Origin of the sequence: Stenotrophomonas sp. HMWF003 (genome assembly GCF_003061285.1) — a bacterium.
Lineage (GTDB): Bacteria > Pseudomonadota > Gammaproteobacteria > Xanthomonadales > Xanthomonadaceae > Stenotrophomonas > Stenotrophomonas maltophilia_AP.
In genome coordinates this window covers 1-7,186 of the sequence record NZ_QAIW01000080.1, presented here as the reverse complement: position 1 = coordinate 7,186, position 7,186 = coordinate 1, and the positions used below count along the sequence as shown (strand labels likewise).

General features: G+C 68.9%; 5 protein-coding genes. 1 reads left to right on the top strand and 4 read right to left on the bottom strand.

Translation table 11 applies throughout. The annotated features are described in order from the left end of the window. The first annotated feature begins 72 nt into the window (after positions 1-72). Positions 73-858 carry a rhomboid family intramembrane serine protease gene (locus tag DBR34_RS03100; protein ID WP_128095655.1) on the top strand — a complete coding sequence of 262 codons (786 nt, stop codon included), beginning with the start codon at positions 73-75 and terminating at the stop codon, positions 856-858. A gap of 7 nt (positions 859-865) precedes the next feature. Here DBR34_RS03100 and DBR34_RS03095 read toward each other — a convergent pair whose 3' ends face one another. From DBR34_RS03095 to DBR34_RS03080, 4 genes are all read right to left on the bottom strand, one after another. Continuing rightward, positions 866-1,825, bottom strand: a complete 960-nt coding sequence (locus DBR34_RS03095; protein ID WP_128095654.1) for a hypothetical protein — start codon at positions 1,823-1,825, stop codon at positions 866-868. A gap of 81 nt (positions 1,826-1,906) precedes the next feature. After that, positions 1,907-2,962 (bottom strand): glycerophosphodiester phosphodiesterase, encoded by a 1,056-nt coding sequence (locus DBR34_RS03090; RefSeq protein ID WP_128095653.1) that lies wholly within the window; start codon positions 2,960-2,962, stop codon positions 1,907-1,909. Positions 2,963-3,123: 161 nt separating this feature from the next. After that, the gene (gene mnmE, locus DBR34_RS03085) at positions 3,124-4,473 is read right to left on the bottom strand and encodes a tRNA uridine-5-carboxymethylaminomethyl(34) synthesis GTPase MnmE (RefSeq protein WP_128095652.1); all 1,350 of its coding nucleotides are present in this window, start codon (positions 4,471-4,473) and stop codon (positions 3,124-3,126) included. A 3-nt stretch (positions 4,474-4,476) separates the two neighbouring features. Beyond that, entirely contained in the window at positions 4,477-7,152 is a 2,676-nt protein-coding gene (locus DBR34_RS03080) for a polysaccharide deacetylase family protein (RefSeq protein ID WP_128095651.1), read from the bottom strand. Positions 7,153-7,186 lie beyond the last annotated feature (34 nt).

The window sequence follows — 7,186 nt, the reverse complement described above, 5'->3', positions numbered from 1 at the left end:
CCCGCCGGTGGCACTACTCTCTCCCGCCGCGTTGCCCTTGTGTTCAGCCCGGGCGACGCAATCCCTAAGGGTATGAACGCCAACCTGCCCCTGCCCGCCGGCGAGCCGCCGACCTCTCCCCGCAACGACCGCGGTCGCGTGCTGCGGGCGTTCAACCTGAGCCTGGCCTTCGTGCTGGTGCTGGTGGCCATCTACACCGCGCAGGGTCATTTCGACTGGCGCCCGTGGGCCGTGGCCCCGCTGGACAAGGCCGGCCTGCTCGGCATCCTCGGTGCACCGCTGCTGCACGGTTCGGTGCAGCACCTGGGCGCCAATGCATTCGCCCTGCTGATCCTCGGCACCCTTGCCGGCAGCGTCTATCCCAAAGCCACCGTGCGCGCGCTGCCCCTGCTGTGGGTCGGCTCAGGACTGGGTGCCTGGCTGCTGGGTGACCTGGGCAGCCGCCATCTCGGTGCCAGCGGCATCACCCACGGCCTGATGTTCCTGATCTTCGTGCTGGGCCTGCTGCGCCGCGACCGGCCGGCCATTGCCGCCGGCCTGATCGCCTTCCTGTTCTACGGCAGCATGCTCATCACCATCCTGCCGCACGAGCCGGGGGTGTCCTGGCAGTCGCACATGGGCGGTGCCTTCGCCGGCATCATCAGCGCACTGCTGTTCCGCCTGTCCGACCCGATGGCCCCGCGCAAGCGCTACAGCTGGGAAGAGGAAGAAGACGAGGACGACCTGCAGCTGCAGCGTGACAACGACCTCGAACCGCCCTCCCCGCACCGCGTGCCGGTACTGTGGCAGCCGCGCGAAGGGCAGGACTTCGTGGTGCTGCCCTTCCGTCCGCGCGATCCGGGTGCACCGCGCGAGTAACGGCGGTTCACTTCGGTGGCTTGATCACGCCGGTGGCACTGATGCGCAGGCATTGCCAGGCGATGTAGCCCACCACCAGCACTTCCACCACGCCGAACAGCGTGTGGACCGAGAACGCCATGGGACGCTCGTCCCACAGGTAGCTGTGCGATCCGGTGCGGAATCCGCTGACACGCAGGCGTCCGGTGAACAGCGCCGTTCCCACTGCCAGTGCCTGGGACAGCTCCAGTACCGCCAGGAACAGCCCGAACAACGCGACCACCACACGGGCGAGGAAGCCGATCCTGTCGTTCGGGTCGGATGCTGTCGGCGCATTGGGGGTGGATGCTTTCCGCGCCACGCGGGGCGGCGGGGCATGCACCGCGTTGAAGGCCGCTGCGCGCCGCCGCCAGGCCGGTAATGGGGCCACCGGGCGGGCATCTGCACCGGCAGCATCCCGTTCGACGCGGGTGACCGCCACCTGCAGGTAGCCGGCAACTTCGCCAAGCCACCGCTCTGTCGACGGTCGGCCCGGCAAAAGCGCGAAGTTGCCGGGGCTGAGGCACTGTTCGCGTCCGTCGGGCAGGATCATCCAGAGCGTGCCGATGGCTGGCCGGGCATCCTTGCGGACGCGCAACTCCAGCGCAACGGGGCGGCCAAGTGCGAACTGCTCGACCTGCTCACGCAGGCCCAGCAGCATCCGGCGGCGGCGTTCAACCACGTCGTTGCGCCAAGACAGGGTGAGGGTCTCCCGCGGCGCCGACGACCAGAGCGCCAGCAGGCTCATCGCGGGCAGCAACAGCATCGCCAACCCTACCAGCAGCGTATTCACCAGTGAGCCGGCCTTCATTCCCTCCATCAGCACCACCGTGGGGACGCCGAAGCCGATGGCCAGGAACATCAGCACCAGGCCACCGAGCACGTGGTTGTGTGAGCGAATGCGTAGATCGCCGTCCGGCGTGTGTTCGTAGCGATGCCCGATCAGCATGCGACCTCCTTGTCTGCCGGGCACGGTAGCGCGCGCAGCGCGCGGTCGGCAAGGACAGTTGCGGCATGGCCCGGTCGGTACCTACGGGTTTGCCACCGCCGTGCCATCGCCATCCACCGCGCGCCGGCCCAGCGCCGGGTCGTCGGTGAAGAAGGCATCGATGCCGGTGGCGAGATAAGCGCGCATTTCAGCCACCGAACCCTCGGCGTTGCGCGCGTTGGCTTCGCCCGTGCGGAACTCGGCGGCCTGGAACGGATTCTCCGGGCGGAACGTGTACGGAACCACCATCAACCCTGCCGCATGTGCATCGCGCACCAGCGACGTAGGCGTGCCGAGCTTGCCGGCAGCGTCCAGCGGAATGACCAGGCGCAGGCTCGGTCCGATGCCGTCGGCGTAGGCGGCTACCTGCTCCAATCCGGCCGGGGTGAGCATGTCGGCGTAGCGCTGGCTGCCCTTGGCCGCCAGCACGTCGCCGGGCTGCTGCTTCGGGTCACCGATCAGCTGCAGCAGGCGGATGTTGGAATCGCGTGCCAGCTTGCTGCGCAGGTAACGCAGGTTGCCCACTTCGAACGACTGGATCGTCACCGGCGCCACGCGGGTATAGGCGTTGCCCTGCAGCGTGGCCAGCACCTTGTCTTCCATCGGCAGGCCGATGCCCTTGAAGTAGGTGCCGTGCTTGATCTCCGGTACCAGGCCGATGCCACGGTTGGCACGGCCGGCCTGCTGGACCAGGAAGGCGATGATCTCGTCCAGGGTGGCGATGCGGAACTGGCCGTCGAAGGCGGTGCTGCGCAGCTGCGGCAGGCGCTCGCGGGCGTACAGCGTCTTCAACTCGGCCAGGGTGAAGTCTTCGGTGAACCAGCCTTCCATGCGCTCGCCGTCGATGGTCTTGACCGTCCTGCGGCTGGCGAACTCCGGGCGGGCGGCCACGTCGGTGGTGCCGCCGATCTCGTTCTCGTGCCGGGACACCAGCACGCCGTCCTTGGTCATCACCAGGTCCGGTTCGATGTAGTCGGCGCCGTCGGCGATGGCCTGGGCATAGGCGGCCAGGGTATGTTCGGGCAGCAACGCACTGGCGCCGCGATGGCCGTACACCGCCGCCTTGCGCGGCCCGGGAGGGGAAGATTCAGCGCTCATGGCCACCGATGGTGCCACGGCCAGCGACAACAGCAAGGCACAACCCCACGACAACTTCGACACTGCAAACCCCTGTGTAATGCGGCCCGCGCCGACGCGGCGGGGCGTGGATGGACCGGCACATTGTGGTGGTGCGGTATGACAGCGGGAAGAAATGCCCCCTATTTCCCGATGCAGAAGCTGGAGAAGATGCGCCCCAGCAGATCATCGGCGCTCATCCGCCCGGTGATCTCCCCCAGCGCCTCATGCGCCAGCCGCAGTTCTTCGGCGGCCAGCTCCAGGTGTTCGTGGACCAGCTCGGCGTCGGCGCGCTCGGCGTGGCCGATGGCCAGCACGATCGCTTCAACATGGCGGGCACGGGCAGAGAACTCGCCGTCCACGCTGTCGCCTGCGCTGCCGCTGGCCAGTGCGCGCAGGCGGGCGTGCAGACGGTCCAGGCCCTGGCCGGTGGCGGCGGAGACGTGGACGACATTCGGATCGCTGTCGGCGGGAAGCTGCTCCAGCAGGTCGCTCTTGTTGTGGATCCACAGCTGCTGCGGCACCCCGGCCAGGGCAGCCGCCACCGCTGCGTGCCCGGCCTGCGGGTCGCGGGCGTCGAGCACGATGATGGCCAGATCCGTGCGTTGCATCTCCACGTGCGCGCGGCGCATGCCCTCACGCTCGATCGCGTCGCCGCCGTCGCGCAGGCCGGCGGTGTCGACCAGGGTCAGTTCGAGGCCGTCGATGCGGATGGTTTCGCGCAGGGTGTCGCGGGTGGTGCCGGCGATGTCGGTGACGATGGCGCGCTCGCTGCCGGCCAGTGCGTTGAGCAGCGAGCTCTTGCCGGCGTTCGGCGGTCCCACCAGCACCGCATGCAGGCCATCGCGCAGCTTGCGGCCGCGTTCGGCATCGTCGCGCAGCTGCCCCAGCGCGCGCAGCGCCTGGCCCAGCCCGGCGCGCACCTGCTCGCCGCCCAGGGTGTCCAGCGGCTCGTCGGCGAAGTCGATCGCTGCTTCGACATGGATGCGCAGCAGAACAAGCTGTTCTGCCACCTCGTCCACGCGGCGCGAGAACACTCCGTCCAGCGACCGCCGCGCAGCGCGCGCTGCGCGGGTGTCGCTGGCCGCGATCAGGTCGGCGATGGCTTCGGCCTGGGCCAGGTCGAGCTTGCCATTGAGGAAGGCACGCTCGCTGAATTCACCCGGCCGGGCCTGCCGCGCGCCCAGCGCGATGCAGCGCGCGACCAGCTGCTGCAACACCACCGGGCTGCCATGGCCCTGCAGTTCGACCACCGCTTCGCCGGTGAAGCTGTTGGGGGCCGGGAACCACAGCGCGATGCCATCGTCGATCACCTCGCCCTGCGCATCGCGGAAGCGGGCGTAATGCGCCTGGCGCGGCTGCATCGTGCGTACGCCGATGGCCTCGGCGATGTCGCGCGCACGCGGGCCGCTCAGGCGCACGATGCCGACGCCGCCGGCACCGGGCGCAGTGGCGATGGCGACAATGGTGTCGATGTTGGACGGGGTGGTCATCGCTTAGAGCTTCTCCAGCTGGGCACGGGCCTGCGCCGCGTTGCTGCCCTGCGGTTGCAGGGCCAGGTAGGTGCGGTAGGCCTGTTTGGCCCGGGCCGTGTCGCCGCCATGGAAGTAGGCGTCGCCCAGGTTGAAATGGGCCACCGCCCGCGAGGGATCGATCTTCAAGGTGTTCTCCAGCCAGCGGGCCGCTTCGGCATAGCGCTGCTGCCGGTAGTAGACGAAGCCCAGGTTGTTGGCGGCCTGGGCGAAGTCCGGGCGCAGCTTCAGGGCCTCGGTGAACTCGGCCACGGCCTCGTCGTAGCGCTTCTCGCGGTACAGCTGCAGGCCACGGTCGTTGGCCTGCTGCGCGCGCTGGCGGTCGGAGGTGGGCGCAGCGGCCGGCACCACCAGCGTGCTCTTGCCGCCTTGCAGGTCGGCCACGGTCACCGGCGCTTCGTCCTTGCCCTTGGCGTCCTGCGCCGCATCGACCTTGTTGTTCAGCGCAATGGCGTCGGCCGACAACTGGCGTGTCTCGGCGGTGAGGTACTCCTGGCTGTCGGGCACCTGGAACACGAACTCGCCGCCCTGCGACCCCGGCAGGCTGCCGAAGGCGGGCGTCTGCTGCGACACCGCCGACACGGCCGGGGCCACGTACGCGGCCAGCTCGGTACCGGTGATCAGTCCGTCACCGTTGAGGTCGCCCTTGCCGGCCAATGCCTGCAGCAGCACCCAGGTGAACACCGAATGGCCGTTCGGGCCGGCATCGGCCACCTGCTGGTCGGCGCCACCAGCGGTGAGCATCTGGCGCGCGCTGCGGCGGGCGTTCTCGCGCAGGAAGGCCGACGACGAGGGCCCGCCGCGGGTCAGGCCGAGGCCGCTGTAACAGGCGTCCATCACGAACATCACGTGCTTGGCCTGCATGCTCTCGGCGATGTTCTGGATGTCGGTCATCGCGATGGCATCGGTAGCAAACTCGTCCGGGTGGGAATCCACCGGGATGATGTAGCCAAGGTCGCGGCCCGAGGCCAGGCGGCGGGTGGCGCCATGGCCGGCGAAGAACACGAACACCCGGTCATCGCGCCCGGTGCGGTCGTCGGCCAGGCGGTCGTGGAAGGCGGCCAGGATGTTGTTGCGGGTGGCCTGCTGGTTCTTCAGCACGATCACCTGCGACGACGGGAAGCCGAACTGACCGGTCAGGGTGTCGGCGATGGCCTGTGCATCGTGGCTGGCGTACTCCAGCTTCGGCCACTTGGCATAGTCGTCGATGCCGATCACGATCGCCCAGGACTTCTGGTAACCGGTGGTGACGGTGGGCGCGCTGCCGGCCCCCTTGCGCGGGCGCGCCACGCTGAAGTCGCGGCCGTTCCAGCCGGCGAACTGGTAGCCATCGGCGATCAGCCGGTCCAGGATCTGCGGCAGCGCCTTGACCGCGCGGTCATGGATGTCGTGAAACAGGATGATGCCGCGCTGTTCCTTCTGCACCTGGTCGACCACGCGCTGCACGATCGACTCCGGCACCGGGTCGGCCCAGTCCATCGAATCGATGTTCCACATGATCGACTTCAGGCCGGCCTCGTTGAGCAGCTGCAGGCCTTCGGCGTTGCGCGCCCCATAGGGGAAGCGGAACAGCGGCGCGCGCTTGTCATCCACGTCCTTGAGCAGCGTGTCGGTGGACAGCACCTGTTCGCGCAGTGCGTCGCCGGTGGTACGCGACAGCTGCGCGTGGGTCAGGCTGTGGTTGCCCACCGCGTACCCCTGTTCCATCAGGTTGCGGCTGATGCCGGCCAGCGGGCCCAGCGTGACCTTGCCATCGGCCTTCACTTCACCAAGGTTGCGGCCCACTTCGAAGAACACGCCGGGCACGTCGTAGCGCTGCAGGATGGCCACCACTTCGTCGGTGTAGGCCTTGTGCGGGCCGTCGTCGAAGGTGAGCACCACGGTCTTGGGCGGCAGGTCGCGGCCGAAGATCTCGCGGTCGCTGTCCTTCATCGACATCGGGTACGGCTCGATCACGCCGTAGTCGCGCAGGATGTCGTCGCGGCGGTACTGCGCGTGCAGGTGGGCGATGTAGTCATCCCACTTCTCGCGCTTGAGCGCGATCGCCCGGGTGCGGTCGAAGCGACTGAAAATGCGGGTGATTTCCTGGTTGTAGTTGCGCTCGATCTCATCCAGCGCCTCCAGGTCCTCGCCGATCCGCTGGTGCAGTTTCACCGCCGGCAGCGACGAATCCTTGCCCACGCGCTCGTGCAGGTCACGCAGCACTTCGCGGAAGGCCAGCCGGTCGGCATCGAACAGCTCCGGCGCCGATTCGATGTAGTCCAGCACCGTGCCCAGCGAGGCGAAGCGTTGCGGGCTGGAGCTGCGCAGCAGCGTGTCGAACTGCGTGGCGATCGCGGCGCGCTGCGCCAGGCCGTCGTGGAACAGCTGTTGGCCGATGCGGCTGGAGGTGGCGCGATCGGCCGGCGACTGCTGCGCCTCGTCGGCCAGCAGCACGATGATGCGGCGGTGGCCGTCGAGCTGTTTCTGCAGCGCGGCCAGCAGTGGCGCGGCCGCCGGGTCTGCCGCGGCCGCGGCCTGCGCGCTGGGCTGGGTCATCGCGCCGCTGTCGGCCGCCTCCTTGTCGCCACAGCCGGCCAACGCCAGGGTGAGCAGCAGCAGGGGCACGGGCAGGCGGAGCAGCGACGACGCAGGGGGCATGGGGTGGCTCGGGCAAACGGGGCAACGGTGGCGG